The organism is Mesoflavibacter sp. CH_XMU1404-2 (assembly GCF_037029465.1).
Lineage (GTDB): Bacteria > Bacteroidota > Bacteroidia > Flavobacteriales > Flavobacteriaceae > Mesoflavibacter.
Map to the genome: position 1 here is coordinate 99142 of NZ_JAYMEM010000030.1, position 21048 is coordinate 120189.

Sequence of the window (21048 nt, forward strand, 5' to 3'; positions counted from 1 at the left end):
TTTTATACATTTGTTTTCAAATTTAAATAAATAAAACGTCTTGGTATAATGTGTAATGATAAGTTAGAAGTATTAATTTCAACAATGCACAGAAACTCTTTAGAATTTATAGACAAGATGTTTCAAAATGCAGACGTCAACTCGGTTAATATTCTTGTAATTAATCAAACAACAAAGACTAACTTATTAAAGTCTGACAGAGCAAATATTAGAGTTTTTAATTTTTTTGACAAAGGAATTTCTAGAAGTCGAAATCAAGCCATAAAAAATGCAACGTCTAAATACATTTTATTTACAGATGATGATGTGATTTTTGATCCTAATTTTGATCAAATCATTTTAGATGCTTTTAAAGATGAAACTGAAGCTGGATTCTTAGTTTTTAAAGCAAAAACATTAAAAGGAAATGATTATCGAAAATATAATGATGAAAATTTTGAACTTTCTAAACAATCTATTGAAGGTGTAATGTCTATTGAAATAGCTTGTGATTTAGGAAAAGTAAAAACTACAGGTGTAATTTTTGATGAAAGATTTGGAATAGGAAGTCAGTTTGAAACTGCCGAAGAATACTTGTTTATAAGCCAATTAATTAAAAATAATGTAAGAGGATATTTCTGTAATCAATATATTGTTTCTCATTCAGAGTATAACTCTGGTAAAGCTTTAGGAAGCGATAAAATAATCTATGCAAGATCTGCGTTAGCTTACAAAAAGTATAAAAGTTTAGCCTATTTTTGGGTGTTTAAGTTTGTTTTCTTTTTGATTAGGAAAAAGTTTATAAGCTTAAATGAAATGTTTAGTAAAACTAAAATAGGATTTAAAGGAATAAAAGATTTTAAAGTTTCTAATTAATGAAAAACACTACGATAAGCGATTTAAAAATTATTCAGATAGATAAGATAAAAGAAGAAAGAGGTACGTTATCTGTAATAGAAAAAGATGTTGTTCCTTTTCAGCTTAAGCGTGTCTATTATCTATATGATGTGCCTAGTGACGCTTACCGTGGTGGACATGCACATAAAGAGTTATATCAGTTTTTAATTCCTGTAAGTGGTAGTTTTGATGTTATTCTAAACGATGGTTATAATACAAAAACAATAACGCTTAATAAACCAGATAAAGGATTGCTAATTGTGCCTGGTATATGGAGAGAACTAGAAAATTTTTCATCAGGATCTGTGTGTTTGGTATTAGCTTCAGAAGTTTATGATGAAGACGATTATATAAGAGACTTTGAATTATTCAAAACACTAAAAACTACTTAGCTTAATATTGAATTTTTTCAAAATTTGACTCATACCAAAAATTAATTTTAGAATAGTTGGATGTTGCTTCAATAAAAATAATTGTTTTTTGTTTAGAGAATCTGGGTTTATTTTATCTATATACTCATCTGTTTTAAGCGTATTCTTAACTAACTTATATTGTATTGAAATGGAATATCTGTTAAGATCTAAATAGGTTTTTAAAGAAGGATTGTTTTTTGCTTCCTCTTCATACTTATCCAAGTCGATAAAACGTCTTAAATTAGTATTACTGTTGCTAATTCTATTATCAGAATCTAATATGTGAATTGCCGAAACTTTATTGCTAAAAGCTACTTTATAATTTAATGCAATTCTAATCCATAAATCAGTGTCTTCACCTGCTCCCAAAGTAATTTTTTCATCAAAACCATTAAAATCTTCTAAAATACTTTTTGGTATCATTACTGAAGAAGTCCAAGCTATGTTATTAATTTTAGAGGCTTTAAAATAATCCTCTACAATACCTTTCCAAGGTTTATCATTAGGTATAGAGTTGTATCTTGACGGTATATCTAAATTACCTTCTTTTTTAAAATAAGCTTTGCAGTATAATCCACAATCCGGAAATTGTTCTTGTAGTTTTTTTAAATCCTCTAAATGGTGTTTAAACCATATATCATCTGCATCTAAAAAAGCAATAAACTTGCCCACTGCTTTTGATATTCCAAAATTTCTAGCTTTAGATACGCCTTGATTTATAGTTGAAAAGATATTTAATCTTTTATCCTCAATAGTATCTAATACCTTAAGACTATTATCTGTAGAACCATCATTAATTACTATTATTTCAAAGTCACTAAAAGTTTGATCCAAAACACTTAAAATAGTTTTTTTTATGTGTTTTTGTTTGTTGTAAAGTGGTATGACTATTGAAATTAACGGTTCCATTAAATCTAATTTAAGGATAAATTACACATGTAGCAGATTTTATATAGCTGAAGTAATTTGATAGAAGGCGCATTACCTGTAAGGTTATTTTTTATTGTTTTGTTAAAGATTTTAAAGGCATATGAAAAAAGAAATCTTAATCTTAACTTCTTTAAAATTAAGTAAGCTTTTAACAAGTCATTTTGATGTGTTTTAATTTTGTTTTCATTGTACAAAGTTAAAAGATTGTAGATTGCCTTTTCAACCTTCAGAAGGTAAGTAATGTTACTTTCAAGACCTAAATGAATAACTTCATTGTCAATATGAAGAATATTGGTGTTTTGTTCTTTAAGTAGTATGGCAAAAATCAAATCTCCTCCGTAAGTATTTGTCTTAAATTGCTTTGAAAAGAATAAATAGATGTCTTTTTTTATAAATAAGTTAGCAGAAGTCACAACTTTATAAGGTTTTAAGTTTCTTTTTACAGCAGGAACTTCTTCGTTTTGTTTGCCATATTTCCACCTTAAAAGCTGCTTGTTACTATTTTTTTCTTCATAAAATAACCCCCCAAAAATAGCTAAATAATCCTGGTTTGTATAGTTTACATATTTATTAATAAAATGACCATTCTTAGGTAAAACATCTGCATCTAAAAACAAAAGCCACTTGTTTTTAGCTAATTTAGCTAAATGTTCTCTTGTTGCTATTCTACCTTTGTTTTCACGACTGATTTTATAAAAGCAATTAGATAAAGCTTCAATTTTTTTATTTGCTTCAGTGAAATTAGAATCAGAATTGTCATCTAAGCAGATAATTTCAAAGACTATGTTTTCTTTTAAACATTTTTTATGAATGTTTAATACCAAATCGTAGATGTAGTAATTGTAAGTTGGTATTAAAATGGATAACATAAAATTTAGCTTTTACGTTGCACAACTTCAAATACCTTATTATCATCACATTTTAATGTCTTACTTGGATATTTTAAAAGTAAAGCATAATCATGTGTCGCCATTAGGATAGTGTTTCCATTTTTATTAATGTCTTGCAACACTTCCATAACCTCAATGCTAGTTTGTGGATCTAGATTACCTGTTGGTTCATCTGCTAAGATTAATTCGGGCTCATTTAATAGTGCTCTTGCTATTGCAATACGTTGCTGTTCTCCACCAGATAATTCATGAGGGAATTTAAAACCTTTGGTTTTCATTCCTACTTTATCCAAAACAGTTTCTATGCGTTCTTTCATTTTGTCTTTGTCTTTCCAGCCTGTAGCTTTTAAAACAAAGGTTAAATTGTCAATTATCGTTCTATCTGTAAGTAGTTTAAAGTCTTGAAAAACAATGCCGAGTTTTCTTCTTAAAAATGGAATTTCTTTTTCTTTTAGCGTACGTAAATTAAAATCTACAATATGACCTTCACCTTGTGTTAGTTTTAAATCACCGTAAAGTGTTTTCATAAAACTACTTTTTCCAGATCCAGTTTTTCCAATTAAATAAACAAAATCTCCTTTGTTGACTTGTAAATTAACATCAGATAATACTAAACTTTCTCCTTGAAAGATGCTGGCGTCTTTTAATTCTAAAACGGTATTGGTCATAAAGAGTTCTTTTTTAAAACTAGTTCTTTTTTGTTTAAATTTTTAATTACAAAGTAAAGGATTAATCCGAAAAAAGGGAAGCAGTATCTACTATTTTCTCCATATGCGACTAATGCTTGTGCTAAAGACCCAATAATGATAACGCTTACAATGAATAAATCAACATCTAATGCTTTATATGGTCTGTTAAAGAATTGTAATAGTTTTAAAAAGCTGAATATTAAAAAAAGGATATTTATTACTATTAAAATGTATTGCTGAAAAAAAGACCATATTACAATTATTCCTTTTTTAAAATAAAGATTCTTAACTTCTTTATAGTTCCAGTAAAGACTATTTTTTGAGCCCCAATAAAGTAACCATGATTTGCTAACTTGTTTTAAGTATAAAAGGGGATAGTCTTTAAAAAGTTGTTTTGATATTTCTCCTAATTTATTTGATAATTCTATTTCAGTTAATTTAGTTTTTGTCAATAATTCATCATGTGCGCTCCAAACACTCATCGCAACTTTGTCTAAATCGTGTTTAATTAAAGAGTCTCTATGTTTAACAATAATGTCTCTTATTAAACCATCTTTGTTAGGTGCTTTTTCAAAAAAAGGAGTTGCTGTTTGAGCTAAGTTTATTCCAAAATATTGAGTGTTTGTAAAAACTCCTATTTTTTTTTGGTTGAAGTTATTCCATAAAAAATAAAATAATATTGGAGTGCTGAGGATAATAATACTTTTAAAAAAAACTTTTTTAACGTTTAGTTTAATTGATTTTATGAAAAAGTACGCAACAAAAACAAAAGGGACATAAATGTAAAATGGCTTAATTAAATATAACCAACTAAGAACACAAGATAGTACTAAGTAGTAAATAATTGATGAATTAGGATTGAATAATTTATGTTTTATAACTAGCCAGATACTGGTTAATAAAATAAACGTAGTTAAAGCTTCTGTCAAGATGGCAAAGTCAAATAAAATTACATTTGCAAATGATGTATAGATAATAGCAGTCCAAAATGATAGTAGTCTATTTTTACTGATAGATAAAATTATTTTGTATAATAAAACAGTACTTAAAACGCCTAGTAATAATTGAAATGCCACTAAAATCTTTAGGTTTTGTTTTAATAGACTAATTATAACTGGGAATCCAGGAGTTCTTTTAGCTGTGTAGTTAGACCAGTCAGATTCGCTAATAATGTTACTTAATGCCAGGTAGTCATAACTGTCGGGCATTAAAGTTATGGCACCATAAAGACAAACAAAAATTAACCTTACAACTATGGCAAAACCAATTACAATTTTAATGTTTTTTTTATCTATAAATTTGTTGATTTTATTTACAAAGGACATTTAATAGTAAAAGGTTTATTTTAGTGTAAATATATAGTTTTATCCTTTATTTAATAACTCCGTTTATAATTATTAGTTAAATCTAACGTTAACCTATTAGATTAATTTATCTTTGATTTACAATTTAAAAAACGTGTCAATGTTAGTAAAAAAACAGCTCACCTTTTTAGTGGTTTTTCTATTTTCGGTAATGATGATGGCGCAACAAACCGCCATTTACACTAGTCCTTTAACCGATTATCAAAAAGCACTTCAACTATTTAATAATCAACAATATTTAGCAGCACAGACCTTGTTTAGTCAGGTTAAAAAACAAACTGATAATCCAAATATCGAAAGTGATTGTGCTTTCTATATTGCTAATTCGGCAATTAGATTAAACCAACAAGGCGCAGATACGATGATGGAAAATTTTGTTGAAAATTATCCAACAAGTACTAAGAAAAATACAGCATTTTTAGATGTAGCCGATTATTATTTTGAAAACGGAAAATACGCCTACGCACAAAAATGGTACGAAAAAGTAGACGAAGCGTCTATGAGTAGAGCAGACCGAGAAAAATTCAATTTTAATAATGGTTACGCTTCTTTTGTAACCAAAAATTATAACGATGCTAAAAAGTATTTAACGCGTGTAGAGACTTCACAAAAATATGGTTCTCAAGCAAAATACTATTTAGGATTTATGTCTTATCAAGGTGATGATTATGATAGCGCCAACAAGTATTTTGATCAAGTTAGTGATGACGAAAAATACAAAGAAAAGCTAAGTTATTATCAAGCCGATTTAAATTTTAAACTAGGTAAGTTTGAAAATGCGATAGAATTGGCTAAAGAAAAACTGCCAACTAGTGATAGAAATGAAATTTCCGAACTTAATAAAATTATAGGCGAAAGCTATTTCAACCTAGAAAAATACAGCGAAGCCATTCCGTATTTAAAAGAATATCAAGGTAGAAAAGGTAAGTGGAGTAATACCGATTATTACCAATTAGGTTACGCGTATTACAAGCAAAAGGATTACGATAGTGCGATTTCAGAATTTAATAAAATTGTAAGCGCAAACAATAGTGTTGCCCAAAATGCTTATTATCATTTAGGTGAAAGTTATGTGCATGTTGGAAAAAAGCAAGAAGCATTAAATGCTTTTAGAAATGCATCTCAAATGGATTATGATTTAAAAATTCAAGAAGATGCTTGGTTAAATTATGCCAAAATTAGTTACGAGATTGGTAACGCTTACCAATCGGTACCACAAGTGTTGACAGGTTATTTAGAAAAATATCCTGAAACGCAATATAAAGATGAAGTAGAGACACTTTTAATAGACTCTTACATCACCTCTAAAAATTATAAAGAAGCGTTAGAGCTATTAAAAAACAAAAAGAGTTTTGAAAGCAAAGTGGCGTATCAAAAAGTAGCGTTTTATCGTGGTTTAGAATTATATAATGAAGGAAATTATCAAGAAGCAAAAGACCTTTTTGAAACATCTTTAAGCGAGCAACAAGACCAAACCTTTACAGCACGTGCAACTTTTTGGAACGCCGAAACCGATTATAATTTAAGTGATTACAACGAAGCTTTGATTGGTTTTAAACAGTTTGAACAACAAACAGAAGCGCCTTCAACTTCAGAATATACTAACTTAGATTATAATATAGCTTATACTTACTTTAAACAAAAAAAGTATAGTGAAGCGACGCAGTATTTCAACAGTTTTATCTCAAAACACAAAGAAGATAAAGTAAGACTTAATGATGCTTACTTGCGTTTAGCCGATGGTTATTTTGTGTCAAGTCGTTATTCAGATGCTATTTCGGCTTACGAAAAAGCAATTGCTGTTGGACAATTAGAAAATGATTATGCTTTCTTTCAAAAGGCGATGAGTTATGGTTACATCAGTCAAGATGCTAAAAAAAGAAGTGAGTTAGAGCAATTTATTTCAACCTATAAAAATTCAAAGCTACGTGATGATGCGATGTATGCGTTAGGAGATTCTTATGTAAAATCTGGTGACGATGCTAAAGCAATTCAAACCTTTGATCGCTTAATTTCAGAATACAAAACAAGTCCGTTTAACAGCAAAGCGCAATTGCGTCAAGGATTAGTGTTCTATAATAAAAGTGATAATCAACGTGCATTGACTAAGTTAAAAGCTGTGGCAGAGAATTATCCAAATTCGGCAGAAGCTAATCAAGCGGTTTCTACTGCACGATTAATTTACATAGATTTAGGTCAGGTAGATGCTTATGCGGCTTGGGTTAATACTTTGGATTATGTAGAAGTTACCGATGCCGATTTAGATAACGATACTTACGAAGCTGCCGAAAAACAGTTTTTAGACAACAATACCAACGCAGCGATTAAGCAGTTTAACAACTATTTAAATCAATTCCCTAATGGGTTGCATGCCAATTCTGCACATTTCTATTTGGCACAATTGTACTTTAAAAAGGACTTAGCAGAGAATGCAAAACCACATTTTGAATATGTTGTAAACCAATCGCAAAGCGAATTTACAGAAGAAGCTTTGCTGCGTTTGTCTCAAATTCAGTTAGATCAAAAAGATTGGAATGCAGCAATACCAACGTTAAAGCGTTTGGAAGCCGAATCTAATTTTCCGCAAAATACACTTTTTGCGCAGTCTAATTTAATGCAAGCCAATTATCAGTTAGAGCAATATAATCAAGCAGTTGCTTACGCGGAAAAAGTACTTGCTAACAACAATTTAGATAACAAAATTAAAAGCGATGCTCACGTCATTATTGCACGTTCTGCTATAAAAACAAACGATGAAGCTAAAGCTAAAACAGCATATCAAAACGTTGAAGAAACAGCAACAGGTGAAACTGCTGCAGAAGCTTTGTACTATAGTGCTTATTTTAAAAACAAAGAAGGTGACTATGAAGCTTCTAATGCTGTTGCGCAGCAGTTAGCTAAAGATTATTCGGGTTACAAATATTACGGAGCAAAAGGGTTAATCGTTATGGCAAAGAATTTTTACGCTTTAGGCGATGCGTTTCAAGCGACTTACATTTTAGAAAGTGTGATTAAAAACTTTAGCAACTTTGAAGATGTAAAAACAGAAGCCGAAACCGAATTAGCAACTATAAAAGCAGAAGAAGCTAAAACAAATTCTTCTGTAATTACCGAAGATTAAGATACAATCATAATTCAATAAAACTAAATTATGTTTAACAACAAAAAGCAAATTATATTACTGTTTTTATCATTGATAACGACCGTAATGTTATTTTCTCAAGAAAGAGATCAAGACACTATAAATACAGATGTTATAGATGTTATAAAGCCATATACGCCAACCGTTTCTGACGCATTTAAAGTTAAAGAAACACCAACTTTAGATGACGCCGAAACAGGTACAAAAAAAGAGGTGCAATACAATATTTTTTCGTTTCCTGTAGCGTCAACATTTACACCAGCAAAAGGTAAAGCTGCAGTTGTTGATAAAGCAAAAAAGGTAAAATTATATGATAATTACGCTAGTTTAGGTGTAGGAACATATACAACAATTGTTGGTGAAGTGTTTTTAAACCATGCTATTGGTCGTGATCAATCTTTGAGTGCGCACGTTGCACACCAATCGTCGCAAGGTGATATAGATGGTGTGTTGACAGATAATGATTATTCAGATTCTAAATTAAATTTAAGCTATACTAATAGGAATAGAGATTTTACTTGGACGGCTTTAGGTGGATTTCAATACCAAACCTATAATTGGTATGGCTTACAACAACCATTATTTGATCAGACAACAGCAGATGGCTTGGATGTTGGTCATTCCTTTTACACAGCGCATGTTGGTGGTGATATAAAGTTTGAAGAGGCAATAATTAATGATGCAAGTGTGTTGTTTAGACGTTTTGGAGACGATTACAGTTCTGGAGAAAATAGATTTAAAGCTGATGTAAACGGAACAGTGACCATTCAAGATTTAGATATAAATACAGGCGTTTTTGTAGATTATTTAAGCGGAAGTTTTGACCGTGATTACTACTCGCCAACCGAATTAAACTATGGTAATTTTCAAGTTGGTGTCAATCCTAAATTACAACTTAAACAAGACGATTTAACGGTAGATTTAGGTTTAAAAGCAGTTTACTTTAATAACACAGAAGCTAGTGATAGTAAGTTTTTTATCTATCCAGATATTGCAGCTAGTTATAAGTTAGTAGACGAAATTTTAATCGTATTTGGTGGTGTAAAAGGAGGATTAATACAAAATAACTATCATGATTTTGCACAAGAAAATCCGTTTGTGTCACCTAATTTATATATCGTTCCTACAGATCAACAATACAACGCGTTTGGAGGATTAAGAGGAAAGTTATCTAGTAACACTAGCTATTCTGTAAGCGGTCGTTACCAAGCAGAGCGCAGTAAAGCACTTTACATTAATAATGATGTTTTAGAAACAGAGCAACCTTACACTTATGGTAATTCTTTTGGAGTAGTTTATGATAATGTAAATACGTTTAGCGTTGCAGGAGAAGTAAATGTTGATGTAAATAGAAACTTTACTTTAGGCTTAAAAGCAGAATACTTTACTTACGATGTTAAGAATGAAGAAGAAGCGTGGAACTTACCAGATATTGAGGCTTCATTATTTTTAGACTATCAGATAAACGAACATTGGTTTGCAGGTGCTAATTTATTTTATGTTGGTGAGCGTAAAGATTTATTATTTGTGCCAAGTTTGCTAGCTCCGCCAACAAATCAAGTAGTAACTTTAGATAGTTATTTTGATGCTAATGCGCATGTGGGTTATCATATTACAGACAGATGGTCTGCATTTGTAAAAGCAAATAATATTGCTTCTCAAAATTATAATAAGTGGCAAAATACACCAGTTCAAGGTATTCAGTTTTTAGCTGGTGCGACTTACAAGTTTGATTTTGATTAGAGATTAAACAGATAATTTAGCCAAATAATCATAATGCTCGCCTTCAGTGAGCATTTCGCATTTTAAACCAACAGCTTTGCATGCGGTATCTAATAAATTAAAGTCTAGGTAAAGCCATTTCATTGGTGTTTCTTTTTCACCTTTATAAAAAATGTAATAGTCTAATTCGCCATAATAATTGGCATTCATATCGTGCCAAAATCCGCCATCTTCATCTAAGTACATATATTTAATGTCGCTAGAGTCGATTAAGATTTGTCCATTTTTATTTAAAATAGACTTTAAGTGAAGCAGGTATTTAGACACTTGATTTAAGGTTTGAAAAATACCAGTGCCATTCATAAGTAACAAAATAGTATCAAAATTTTCAGTTTCATCCAAAACCGATTTATGTTCAATATTTAAAACGCCTCTTTTTTTTGCAACTTCCACAGCGCCTTTAGAGATGTCTATTGCTTTAACTTCAATCTCTTTTTGCTGTAAATACAAACTATGGCTACCTGCGCCACAACCAACATCAAGCGTTTTGCCTTCTGCTAATTTTAGTGCTTTTTGCTCTAATTTAGGCATATCTTTAAAACTTCTGAATAAATAGGGAAGCGGTAATTCGTCTTCATCAGAAATGTTAGTTGAGGTAATAATATCTTCGGTGTAGTTATCATTTTGATAATCTAGTAAGGCTTTACCAAAAAGGTCTTTCATTTTTAATTATAGTCTTTAATTTTTATCTTCAGGCTTCAAACTTCTCTCTTCCATATTCAGTTATCAATTCATTTCCGCGAAAGCGAAAAAACATAGTATTAAAATAGTATTTTTGCACCATGCAAGAGTTTATAAACAACCTTCCAAAGCTTGCCAAAGATAAGCATAAGGAGAATAAAACCTTTTTTACAAAGTTAAAAAAGAAGCCGCCAAAACAATTAGATTACATTATGCAAGAGTTGCATGAAGAAGAATTTGAACGCACAGATTGCTTAGATTGTGCTAATTGTTGCAAAACGACAGGTCCGTTATTTACCAATAAAGATGTAGAGCGTATTGCAAAACATTTTAAGATGAAACCGCATCAGTTTATTGAAACGTATTTACGTATTGATGAAGAGAATGACTACGTTTTGCAAAGCGTACCGTGTACATTTTTAGGTGCAGATAATTATTGCTCTATTTATGATGTTAGACCTAAAGCATGTGCCGAATTCCCGCATACAGACAGAAAAAAGTTTCAGCAAATATCAAATTTAACGATGAAAAACGTGGCGATTTGCCCAGCAGCATATAATATAGTTGAAGCTATGAAAAAACGCATTAACATCTAATATTTGGTTTGGTTTTTGTGCTTTATTAGCGTAAATTGAAGTCTATGAAAAAAGTTGTATTTACCCTGTTTTTAAGCATTTTTATGATCAGTTTTGCTTCTTCGCAAGAATGGTTAACCTCTTTTAAATTTGCCAAACGATTAGCGCTTATGGAAGATAAGATGATTCTGGCGGTTTGGGAAAATTCTTCAAGTCATGCCTATCCAGTTTTTATTGAAGATAGCAAGGGTAATAAATACCAGGTTAGACTTTTTGAAGATGAAAATGCAGCTAAATTAGTTTGGGAGTATTTTGTGCCAGTAATTATTAGTGAAAGTAACTATGATGATCTTGCAGCAGAATATTTAACCGATAAAAATTACCAGTATAAAGACCGTTTTAATGATGACTTTTTAAAAGTTATGGATCCAAATGGAAATATAATTAACACAGGGTTTCAAGATGAATACGGTATTTTAAACCTAACAACACTTATTAGAAATTATGCTTTAAATATTTCCTTTTTAAAGCCAGAGATTAATAATTATTTTGAGAATAAATCTTTTTCTTCAGCTTTTAGATTAGCGGTTAAATATTTAGATTTTGCAACTTATGCCAAAGAAGATATTAAAAAAGAGTTAGTTAATCTGTCTGATATTTACATGTTGGAGGCTTCAAAAATGTTAGTAGAAAGTGACTACGATAATAAACCAGCTTTAAAGCAAAAAATAGAATTACTGGACTTAAATAAAGAGTTGATTTTAGGTAAACATCGCAAGGTTTATCGCACTTTAAAAAAGATTGAAGTGTCAAGTGTTGATGAGATTAACATGTCATTATACGCCTTCTTACAATATACTTCCTTAAGAGGTGTTGGTAAAATTGAAGAATCTTTAAAATGGCAAGAACAAGTGACGCAAAACGATATGAATAAAGTTAAGTTTCTCGTTAAATAAATTTTATTTTATAACTTGTAACTAGTTATGGAAACACTTTTAAATTATTTCGAAACCATTCCTTCTGCTCATAGAAGTGCTTTGTTAATTGGTGGTATTACTTTATTTTGGATTTTAGAAGGAATGTTGCCTTTATTCAATTTTAAGTATAAAAAATGGAAGCATGCATTTCCTAACTTATTCTTTACCTTAACAACTGTTATTATCAATTTTGCATTAGCAGGATTGTTAATTTTCACCTCTTTTTGGGTGAAAGAAAATAATTTTGGCATTATTAATTGGTTACCAGAAATGCCTTTATGGTTGTATGCGCTTTTAGGAGTTTTATTATTAGATTTTTTTGGAGCTTATTTAGCGCACTACGTAGAGCATAAAGTAAAACCACTTTGGATGGTGCATTTAGTACATCATTCTGATCACAATGTAGATACAACTACAGCAAATAGACATCACCCAATAGAAAGTATTATAAGATTTGCATTTACGCTTGCAGGTGTGTTTATAGTTGGTACGCCAATAGCAATTGTGTTTTTGTATCAATCAATGTCACTTGTTGCTACGCAGTTTACGCATGCTAATATAAAAATGTCAAAACGTGTAGATAAATTGTTGAGTTATGTATTGATTTCTCCAGATATGCACAAAATTCATCATCACTATAAGTTGCCATATACAGACTCTAATTATGGTAATATTTTTTCGGTTTGGGACAGACTATTTGGTACTTATATGTATATGGATAGAGAAGATATTGTTTACGGTGTCGATACATTTCCTAATGAAGAAGAAAATGGTAGTTTAAAACACTTATTAAAACAACCTTTTCATAAATATAGAAGACCAACTACCGAATAATTTTTGCGTAAAATTTAATCATTTCACTATTTACTTATTTAAATCTTAACGTTTTAGATGAAATTATAAGATTTCAATTAATAAATCTCAAAATTTATATTTAAAATATTGATTATCAGATAAATTAGTTATTAGTCGAGTATTTTATACTTTTTAACTAATTTCTTATAAATTTAATTTGAAAAGCTAATATAACTGCTGTTTTCATTATACTTTTGATCTTCCCTAACGATTGATTTTTAGCATTTAGTTAAAAACATAAAAATGAAACATCTACCAAAAGTATTGCTATTTACTTTTCTTTTTGGACTTGTAACGTTTGTTACAGCTCAAGAGCATTATACTGTCTTACATAAAAATTATAATCTTTTTGCTTCTGGTATTGAGCATAACTTAAACCAAACAGCAGATACTTTATTACTACATAGTGATAAGTCTGTTTTAAAAGTGAGTTTTTTAAGTCATGAGCAAAATAAGACCGAAAGAATAGATGTTAACTCTAAACAAGTTAAAGTACCTTTACACTATTTGTCTGAAGGAAGATACACTATTGCTGTTTACAGAGAAGATATTATTGTAGCATTTGGTATAGAGAGAAAATTTAAAATTGAAGTTTCTGAAAATGTAATTGAAGATTTTGAAGAAGGTGTATTACAAGCTAGTTTGTCTAAGGAAGAAAGAGAAAGAAGACATTTAAAGCCAATTACAAAAAAAGGAAATCAATCTACTTATATTGCAAATGTTTCAGAAGACAAAACCTCTAGAAGTAAAATTGAAAATGAGCATAAAGATAACTCGTTATCAAACCGAGATCGATTAAAAAAAGAATATCAATCTTGGCTAGAAGAGCAAAGAGCAATAGTAGAAGCTAATCAAAAACAATCTCAACAAGAAAAAGCAGCAAAACAAAAAGCCTATCAAGAATATTTAGCAGAAACAAGAGAGTTAAAAACTAAAGATGAAGGCTTAACTTCAGAAGAGGTGATAGAAAAAAATGTGGATGATAAAAAGGGAATAAATAATGACGAAGAGCATAGCGTAACCGACTCTAATCAAAGCGATTTTGAAACAAGCACACGCGATATAGAATCTGCAAATAAGCGTTTGATAACAGAATTAGAAGGTAAAGCTTCAAAAAATTCAACTAAAGAAGAAACAATTTCAAAAATTGAAACCAACAAAGTTGAATATAACTTATCTAAAGTCAATAATGATGAATCTGTTAATAGACAAACTAGAGAAGAGTATCGTAAATCACATGTAAGACCAAACGGTAAACCTTATGACGAATAAGAGTTAGTTATACAGTAAATAAGGTTTGCGTTTTAACAAATAATCATCCAAGCCACTTTGCCAAGTGGCTTTTATTTTATCTTCAGACCATCCAGATTTAATCTGTTCTTGTAGTTTATTTGTGCCAGCTAACTTATCTATAAAATTATTTTTTAAGAAAAAATCTTCTTTGTTGCTAGTTGTGTTATAAGCGTTAATGATAAAGCTTAGGTCAATATTATCAAGTCGTTTATAATCTCTTAAGTCGTAACCGTTACAAACTTTATTTTCATGCTTTGGGTATTTAGCACCATTATTGGATTTTGGTGTAAAAGTAAAGTCAGTTTTTTGTAAATCTGGTGATCCATAAATTTGAAATTGCATATCTGTACCACGACCAGCACTTACATTAGTACCTTCAAAAAAGCATAAGCTAGGATAAAGGTTAATTGCTTTTGCGTTTGGTAAATTTGGTGACGGTTTTACAGGTAAATCATACTCTAAATCACGAGTATAATTATTCATTGGTATAACTGTTAAGTCACATGCAATACTGTTTTTTAGCCAACCTTCTCCGTTTACCATTTTAGCATATTCACCGATAGTTAATCCATGTACAATTGGTACAGGATGCATACCAACAAAACTTTTATAATCAGGTTCTAAAATAGGTCCATCAACATAATGTCCATTAGGATTTGGTCGGTCTAAAACAATCACTTTTATGTTGTTTTCAGCACAAGCTTCCATAACATAATGTAATGTAGAAATGTAAGTGTAAAACCGAGCGCCAACATCTTGTATGTCAAAAACAATAACATCAATATCTTTTAACTGATCTGCGGTAGGTTTTTTGTTACTTCCGTACAAAGAAATAATGGGTAAACCTGTTTTGGTATCAATACCGTCTTTAACAACTTCACCAGCATCTGCTTGACCTCTAAAACCATGTTCTGGTGCAAAAACAGTTTTTACATTTACACTCATGTAATCTTTTAGGTAATCGACTAAATGCTGTGTCACTTTTTTGCTTCCCATTGTACTTTCATCTACAACAGCACGTTGTAAAAAAGTTATTTCAGAAGTTTGATTAGCAACAACTCCAACACGTTTGTCTTTTAAAAGCGGTAAATACATATTAGTCCTATTTACACCAAGTAATAAAGGTTGTTGTACATTTTTTGTAGTGTCAGCTTCAATTTTAGCAACCATTTTATCTACATGAGTCAAACTTTTTTTTGTTTGATTACCACAGGCAAATAGTGTTAAAACAAATAATAAAACTGTATTTTTACACCAATTAAAAGAAAATATCATATTGAATCTCGAGTTTTTTATAGCTAAACGCATTATTGATAGTAAGGCGTATAAAAGTAGTATTTCGGCACCAATTATAAAAATAGGAATTTTAGCCATAATCTTAGGCATGATTGTTATGTTAATTGCTGTTGCTACCGGTATTGGCTTACAAAAAAAGATTAGAGAAAAAGTAGTTGCTTTTGAAGGTCACGCTGTTATCGAAAGATATGATAACAATAACTCTCAAGAAAGTCAAAATCCAATAACGACAGAGCAAGATTTTTACCCTAAATTTTCTGCAGTTCCAGAGGTAACCCATATACAGGCAACAGCAACAAAATCAGGAATAATTAGGTTGGAAGACGATTTTGAATATGTTGTACTAAAAGGAGTTGGTAAAGATTACGACTGGCAATATTTTGAAGAGTTTTTAGTAGAAGGAAAGCTACCCGATTTTCCTAAAGAAAAGTGGAATGACCAAATTCTAATTTCAGAATATTTAGCTAACCGACTACAGTTTAAAGTAGGTGATAAATTCAATACCTATTTCTTAAAAGAAGATACCACAAGACCACCAAATATCGTAACGTTTGACATTGTAGGTATATACAATTCAGGATTAAAAGAATTTGATCAATTGTATGTTGTTGGCGATATTACACATATTCAAAGACTCAATAAATGGGATGATAATCAAGTTGGACGTTTTGAGGTGTTTATCAAAGATTTTGACCAATTAGAAACTACCGGAAACGCTATAAAAGAAGAAGTGCCAACCTTACTCAACTCAGTAACCGTAGACCAAATGCATCCTGTAATTTTCGAGTGGATTTCCATTTTCGATAAAAACACATACGCCATTATAGGTATTATGATTTTGGTAGCAGGAATAAATATGATTACCGCATTGCTAGTGTTAATTTTAGAACGTACACAAATGATAGGCATTTTAAAAGCATTAGGAAGTAGTAATTTAAGCATCCGAAAAATCTTTTTATACAACGCAACCTACCTCATTTTAAAAGGATTGTTTTGGGGAAATTTAATAGGTATTAGTCTATTGTTAATTCAAAAATATTTTGGTTTAATACCGTTAGATCCAAAAACATATTACGTTTCAACAGTTCCAATTTATTTCAATATCGGGTACATTATCGCACTTAACATCGGTACCTTTGTATTATGCTTACTCATGTTAATTATTCCATCGGTAATTGTATCAAAAATTTCACCGGTAAAAGCCATTCGTTTCGAGTAAATTTTAAACTTTTTTTGGGCGTTACCACCAGGGTCGCGCTATCCGTTACTAGTTTTGGCTCGATGCGCGCCTCGCCAAAAGCTAACCACTACTATCGCTAACGTGAAATACTGAGCGTAGCCGAAGTACGGGTAAACACTGTTGGTCGTTTTTTTAAATCATCGTGAAGACTATTCGTTTAATTCTAAAACAATTCCGTACTTTTGCAACCGCAAAAAATAACAAATGAACTACGCAAACAACATATTAGAAACCATAGGTAATACGCCATTAGTAAAAATAAATAAGCTAACCGAAGAACTTCCATGTTTAGTACTTTCAAAATACGAAACCTTTAATCCAGGTAATTCTGTAAAAGATCGTATGGCACTTAAAATGATAGAAGATGCAGAAGCAGACGGACGTTTAAAACCAGGCGGAACTATTATAGAAGGTACTTCTGGTAATACAGGTATGGGATTAGCATTAGCTGCGATTGTAAAAGGATACAAATGTATTTTTGTAATGGCAGATAAACAAAGTAAAGAAAAAGTAGATATCTTAAAAGCTGTAGGAGCAGAAGTTGTAGTTTGTCCAACTGCGGTAGAACCAGATGATCCACGATCATACTACTCAGTATCCAAAAGATTAAGTACCGAGATTGAAAACAGTTGGTACGTTAACCAATATGATAACCCAAGTAATGCAAAAGCACATTACGAAAGTACAGGCCCAGAAATCTGGCAACAAACCGAAGGTAAAGTCACACACTTTGTAGTTGGTGTTGGTACTGGCGGAACTATTTCTGGAGTTGGAAAATATTTAAAAGAACAAAATCCAAACGTTAAAGTTTGGGGTGTAGATACCTACGGAAGTGTGTTTAAAAAATATCACGAAACAGGAATCTTTGATGAAAACGAAATCTATCCATACGTAACCGAAGGTATTGGCGAAGATATTTTACCAGAAAATGTAGATTTTAGCATTATCGATGGGTTTACAAAAGTAACCGATAAAGATGCAGCGGTATACACACAAAGACTAGCTAAAGAAGAAGGTATGTTTTTAGGTAATAGTGCAGGAGCAGCTATAAAAGGTGTGTTGCAATTAAAAGAGCACTTTAAGCCAGAAGATGTAGTTGTGGTTTTATTTCATGATCACGGAAGCAGATACGTTGGTAAAATGTTTAATGACGATTGGATGCGCGAAAAAGGTTATATTGAATAACACCATTCCCGCTAAAGCAGAAATCTTCTTAAATAAAATTATCCAAGGTCACTTAGACTAAAAGTAGAAATCACACTAGTATCGTCACGAGTGAGATAGCTCACTTTCGTTAGATATGATAAAAAAACTCACAGTAGTTAACTGTGAGTTTTTTTATAAGAATATTTTAAGTGTTGACAATTAATTCAATACTTAAAATAAATTCGTATTTTCAAACCATGCAAGAAGACTTTTTACACTACCTCTGGAAATACAAAAAGTTTGAAACAACTAACCTGAGAACTACAAACGGTGAGGTTGTTTCTGTCAAAAATTTTGGGTCACATAACTTAAATGCTGGACCTGATTTTTTTAATGCACAAATAACTATTGGTAATCAACTTTGGGCAGGAAATGTAGAAATTCACATTAAATCTAGTGATTGGTTTGTGCATAATCATGAGGTAGATACTAATTATGATAATGTTATTTTACATGTGGTTTGGCAACACGATACCGATGTGTTTAGAAAAGATAATACAGCTATACCAACGTTGGTGCTTAAAGATTATGTGCACTTATCGGCATTAAATAATTATCAAAAGTTGTTTAGCAGTAACACAACTTGGATTAATTGTGAAAATGACATTAACCAAATACCAGATTTTGTAATTAACAATTGGTTAGAACGTTTATTTTTTGAGCGTTTAGAACAAAAAGCTAAGGTCATTAATACAGTTTTAGAACAATCCAAAAATAATTGGGAAGCAGTTTTATTTAAACTATTAGCTAAAAACTTTGGGTTAAAAGTTAACGGAGATGCTTTTTTAAGCGTTGCAAATAGTTTTGATTTTTCGGTAGTAATGAAGCAACAAAACAGTCTTCAAAACTTAGAAGCTTTGTTTTTTGGTCAAGCAGGTTTGCTAGAAAATGATGTTCAAGATGCTTACTTTTTACAGTTACAGAAAGACTATCAATTTTTGTGTCAAAAGTTTGGGATAAACAATAGTAATGTATTACCAATGCAATTCTTTAGGTTGCGTCCTCCTAATTTTCCTACAATTCGTTGGTCTCAATTGGCTAATTTATATGTAGAACACAAAAATTTATTTTCAAAAATTATAGACTGTAAAACTAAAGAAGATATTTATGATGTTTTTAATGTAAGCACTTCAGAATATTGGGATACACATTACACATTTGGCAAAGTTTCCAAAAAAGTCAGCAAAAAAATCAGTACTTCATTTGTAGATTTATTAATCGTAAATACCATTGTTCCGCTTAAATTTTGCTATGCAAAACAACAAGGAAAGGATATTAATGAAGAGTTGATACAATTATTATCTCAAGTTTCAGCAGAAAAAAATAGTATTATCGATAAATTTGATTCATTAAATGTAAAAGCAACTTCAGCATTACAGAGTCAAGCATTACTTCAACTAAAGAATGAATATTGTAGTAAAAATAAATGTTTGCAATGTGCTGTTGGTAATACAGTATTAACTAATTAGTTTCATTTTGAATAACACTATTTGTTAAAAGAAAAAATAGCAACAAACCCTAAAAATAATTACCTTGCAGTATGAAAATGTCTTACAAACCATTATTATATTTTCAAAAACACGGTTATCAAGTGTGTCAGCGTATTGCAGACCGTTTGGGTATACGCGCCAAAGTAGTACGTACCAGTTTTATGTATTTAACTTTTGTAACTGTAGGTTTTGGATTTGCTTTGTACTTATTTTTAGCATTTTGGATGCGTGTTAAAGACTTAATTTATACAAAAAGATCTTCGGTTTTTGACTTATAAAAATTATGACTAACCCAATTATTCAGCTTTTTAGATCTAAAGTTTACACTGCAGTTTTGCTATTAGCAATATTGCTAGTTATTGGTGTTTTAGGTTTTAGATTTATGTCTCATTATAGTTGGGTAGATGCGTTGTATATGACCGTGATTACTATAACTACCGTAGGTTTTGGAGAAGTACAGCCTTTAGACGACGTGTCTAAAATATTCACCATGTTTTTAATTTTGACAAGTGTGGTTATTGTTGGTTACGCCATTACCGTTATTACTGAATATATTTTAAGCCGAAATAATATTGAAGAATTAAAACAAAAGAAAATGCAGAAAAAAATTGATGCACTGTCCAATCACATCATTATTTGTGGTTACGGTCGAAACGGGAAACAAGCTGCAACAAAGTTGTTAGCTTACAACAAACCTTTTGTTATTATTGAAAAAAATAAAGATACAATAGATAAGTTTCAAGATGATAAGATGATGTTTATCTTAGGAAATGCTAACGAAGACGAAATCTTGCATCAAGCAGGTATAGACCGTGCAAGTACGTTAATTTCGGCACTTCCAAATGATGCAGATAATTTGTTTGTAGTACTTTCGGCTAGACAAATCAAAAAAGACTTACGTATTATTAGTCGTGCCTCTCAAGAAACGTCTTATGAAAAACTAAAATTAGCAGGAGCAAATAATGTAATCTTACCAGACAGAATTGGTGGTGACCACATGGCGTCTTTAGTCGTAGTTCCAGATTTAATCGAATTTATAGACAACCTTGCTATTGTTGGAGAAACTAATATAAATATTGAAGAAATTAGCGCCGAAAAACTTTACGACGTTAATAAATACGAAAGAACTATAAAAGACTTAGATCTGCGTCACAAAACAGGTTGTACAGTAATCGGGTACAAAGGTCAACACGGAGAATATATTGTTAACCCAGAAGCTGACCAAAAATTAATGCCAAATTCCAAAATAATTGTACTTGGAAGACCAGAACAAATTAATAAATTAAACACGCTTTATAAGCTTGATTAACTACGGATTTAACAGCTTATGTTTTAAAAATTCATCATTT

The 21048-nt window shown here is 30.8% G+C and carries 19 protein-coding genes; 13 read left to right on the top strand and 6 right to left on the bottom strand.

The features are described from left to right. The first annotated feature begins 48 nt into the window (after positions 1-48). A complete protein-coding gene (locus WA327_RS14155) occupies positions 49-855 on the top strand; it encodes a glycosyltransferase family 2 protein (protein WP_336070807.1) in 807 nt (268 codons plus the stop codon). Continuing rightward, entirely contained in the window at positions 855-1268 is a 414-nt protein-coding gene (locus tag WA327_RS14160; protein ID WP_336070808.1) for an FdtA/QdtA family cupin domain-containing protein, read from the top strand. The genes WA327_RS14155 and WA327_RS14160 overlap by 1 nt, the downstream gene beginning before the upstream one ends. On the opposite strand, the gene WA327_RS14165 is transcribed toward WA327_RS14160, so the two are convergent. From WA327_RS14165 to WA327_RS14180, 4 genes are read right to left on the bottom strand one after another with little or no spacing between them, the layout of a single operon-like run. Then, a complete protein-coding gene (locus tag WA327_RS14165; protein WP_336070809.1) occupies positions 1254-2198 on the bottom strand; it encodes a glycosyltransferase family A protein in 945 nt (314 codons plus the stop codon). The genes WA327_RS14160 and WA327_RS14165 overlap by 15 nt on opposite strands. 5 nt (positions 2199-2203) lie before the next feature. Then, positions 2204-3088: a glycosyltransferase gene (locus tag WA327_RS14170; protein WP_336070811.1), complete on the bottom strand. Its 885-nt coding sequence runs from the start codon at positions 3086-3088 to the stop codon at positions 2204-2206. 5 nt (positions 3089-3093) lie between these two features. Further along, the gene (locus tag WA327_RS14175) at positions 3094-3777 is read right to left on the bottom strand and encodes an ATP-binding cassette domain-containing protein (RefSeq protein WP_336070813.1); all 684 of its coding nucleotides are present in this window, start codon (positions 3775-3777) and stop codon (positions 3094-3096) included. After that, positions 3774-5123 (bottom strand): hypothetical protein, encoded by a 1350-nt coding sequence (locus WA327_RS14180; protein ID WP_336070815.1) that lies wholly within the window; start codon positions 5121-5123, stop codon positions 3774-3776. The genes WA327_RS14175 and WA327_RS14180 overlap by 4 nt, the downstream gene beginning before the upstream one ends. A 139-nt stretch (positions 5124-5262) precedes the next feature. On the opposite strand from WA327_RS14180, the gene WA327_RS14185 reads away from it, so the two are divergent. Beyond that, the gene (locus WA327_RS14185) at positions 5263-8283 is read left to right on the top strand and encodes a tetratricopeptide repeat protein (RefSeq protein ID WP_336070818.1); all 3021 of its coding nucleotides are present in this window, start codon (positions 5263-5265) and stop codon (positions 8281-8283) included. A 30-nt stretch (positions 8284-8313) separates the two neighbouring features. Beyond that, a complete protein-coding gene (locus WA327_RS14190) occupies positions 8314-10047 on the top strand; it encodes a TonB-dependent receptor (protein ID WP_336070820.1) in 1734 nt (577 codons plus the stop codon). Between the two features lie 3 nt (positions 10048-10050). Here the strand turns inward: WA327_RS14190 and WA327_RS14195 are convergent, their stop codons facing one another. Continuing rightward, the gene (locus WA327_RS14195; protein ID WP_336070822.1) at positions 10051-10749 is read right to left on the bottom strand and encodes a methyltransferase domain-containing protein; all 699 of its coding nucleotides are present in this window, start codon (positions 10747-10749) and stop codon (positions 10051-10053) included. A gap of 119 nt (positions 10750-10868) precedes the next feature. Here WA327_RS14195 and WA327_RS14200 point away from each other — a divergent pair, with 119 nt between their 5' ends. From WA327_RS14200 to WA327_RS14215, 4 genes are all read left to right on the top strand, one after another. After that, positions 10869-11363, top strand: a complete 495-nt coding sequence (locus WA327_RS14200) for a YkgJ family cysteine cluster protein (RefSeq protein ID WP_336070824.1) — start codon at positions 10869-10871, stop codon at positions 11361-11363. A gap of 44 nt (positions 11364-11407) precedes the next feature. Continuing rightward, positions 11408-12298, top strand: a complete 891-nt coding sequence (locus tag WA327_RS14205; protein WP_336070826.1) for a hypothetical protein — start codon at positions 11408-11410, stop codon at positions 12296-12298. A gap of 27 nt (positions 12299-12325) precedes the next feature. Continuing rightward, positions 12326-13153: a sterol desaturase family protein gene (locus WA327_RS14210; RefSeq protein ID WP_336070828.1), complete on the top strand. Its 828-nt coding sequence runs from the start codon at positions 12326-12328 to the stop codon at positions 13151-13153. Between the two features lie 264 nt (positions 13154-13417). Beyond that, entirely contained in the window at positions 13418-14446 is a 1029-nt protein-coding gene (locus WA327_RS14215) for a hypothetical protein (RefSeq protein WP_336070830.1), read from the top strand. Positions 14447-14449: 3 nt separating this feature from the next. On the opposite strand, the gene WA327_RS14220 is transcribed toward WA327_RS14215, so the two are convergent. Continuing rightward, positions 14450-15742 carry a DUF1343 domain-containing protein gene (locus WA327_RS14220; RefSeq protein WP_336070832.1) on the bottom strand — a complete coding sequence of 431 codons (1293 nt, stop codon included), beginning with the start codon at positions 15740-15742 and terminating at the stop codon, positions 14450-14452. A 1-nt stretch (position 15743) separates the two neighbouring features. Here WA327_RS14220 and WA327_RS14225 point away from each other — a divergent pair, with 1 nt between their 5' ends. From WA327_RS14225 to WA327_RS14245, 5 genes are all read left to right on the top strand, one after another. After that, on the top strand, positions 15744-16982 hold the full coding sequence (locus WA327_RS14225; RefSeq protein ID WP_336070834.1) for an FtsX-like permease family protein: 1239 nt from the start codon (positions 15744-15746) through the stop codon (positions 16980-16982). 225 nt (positions 16983-17207) lie between these two features. After that, on the top strand, positions 17208-18188 hold the full coding sequence (locus WA327_RS14230) for a pyridoxal-phosphate dependent enzyme (protein ID WP_336070835.1): 981 nt from the start codon (positions 17208-17210) through the stop codon (positions 18186-18188). Between the two features lie 218 nt (positions 18189-18406). Next, positions 18407-19678: a DUF2851 family protein gene (locus WA327_RS14235; RefSeq protein ID WP_336070836.1), complete on the top strand. Its 1272-nt coding sequence runs from the start codon at positions 18407-18409 to the stop codon at positions 19676-19678. Positions 19679-19749: 71 nt separating this feature from the next. Then, entirely contained in the window at positions 19750-19977 is a 228-nt protein-coding gene (locus WA327_RS14240) for a PspC domain-containing protein (protein WP_336070838.1), read from the top strand. A gap of 5 nt (positions 19978-19982) precedes the next feature. Next, positions 19983-21008, top strand: a complete 1026-nt coding sequence (locus WA327_RS14245; protein WP_336070840.1) for a potassium channel protein — start codon at positions 19983-19985, stop codon at positions 21006-21008. Positions 21009-21048: the final 40 nt, after the last annotated feature.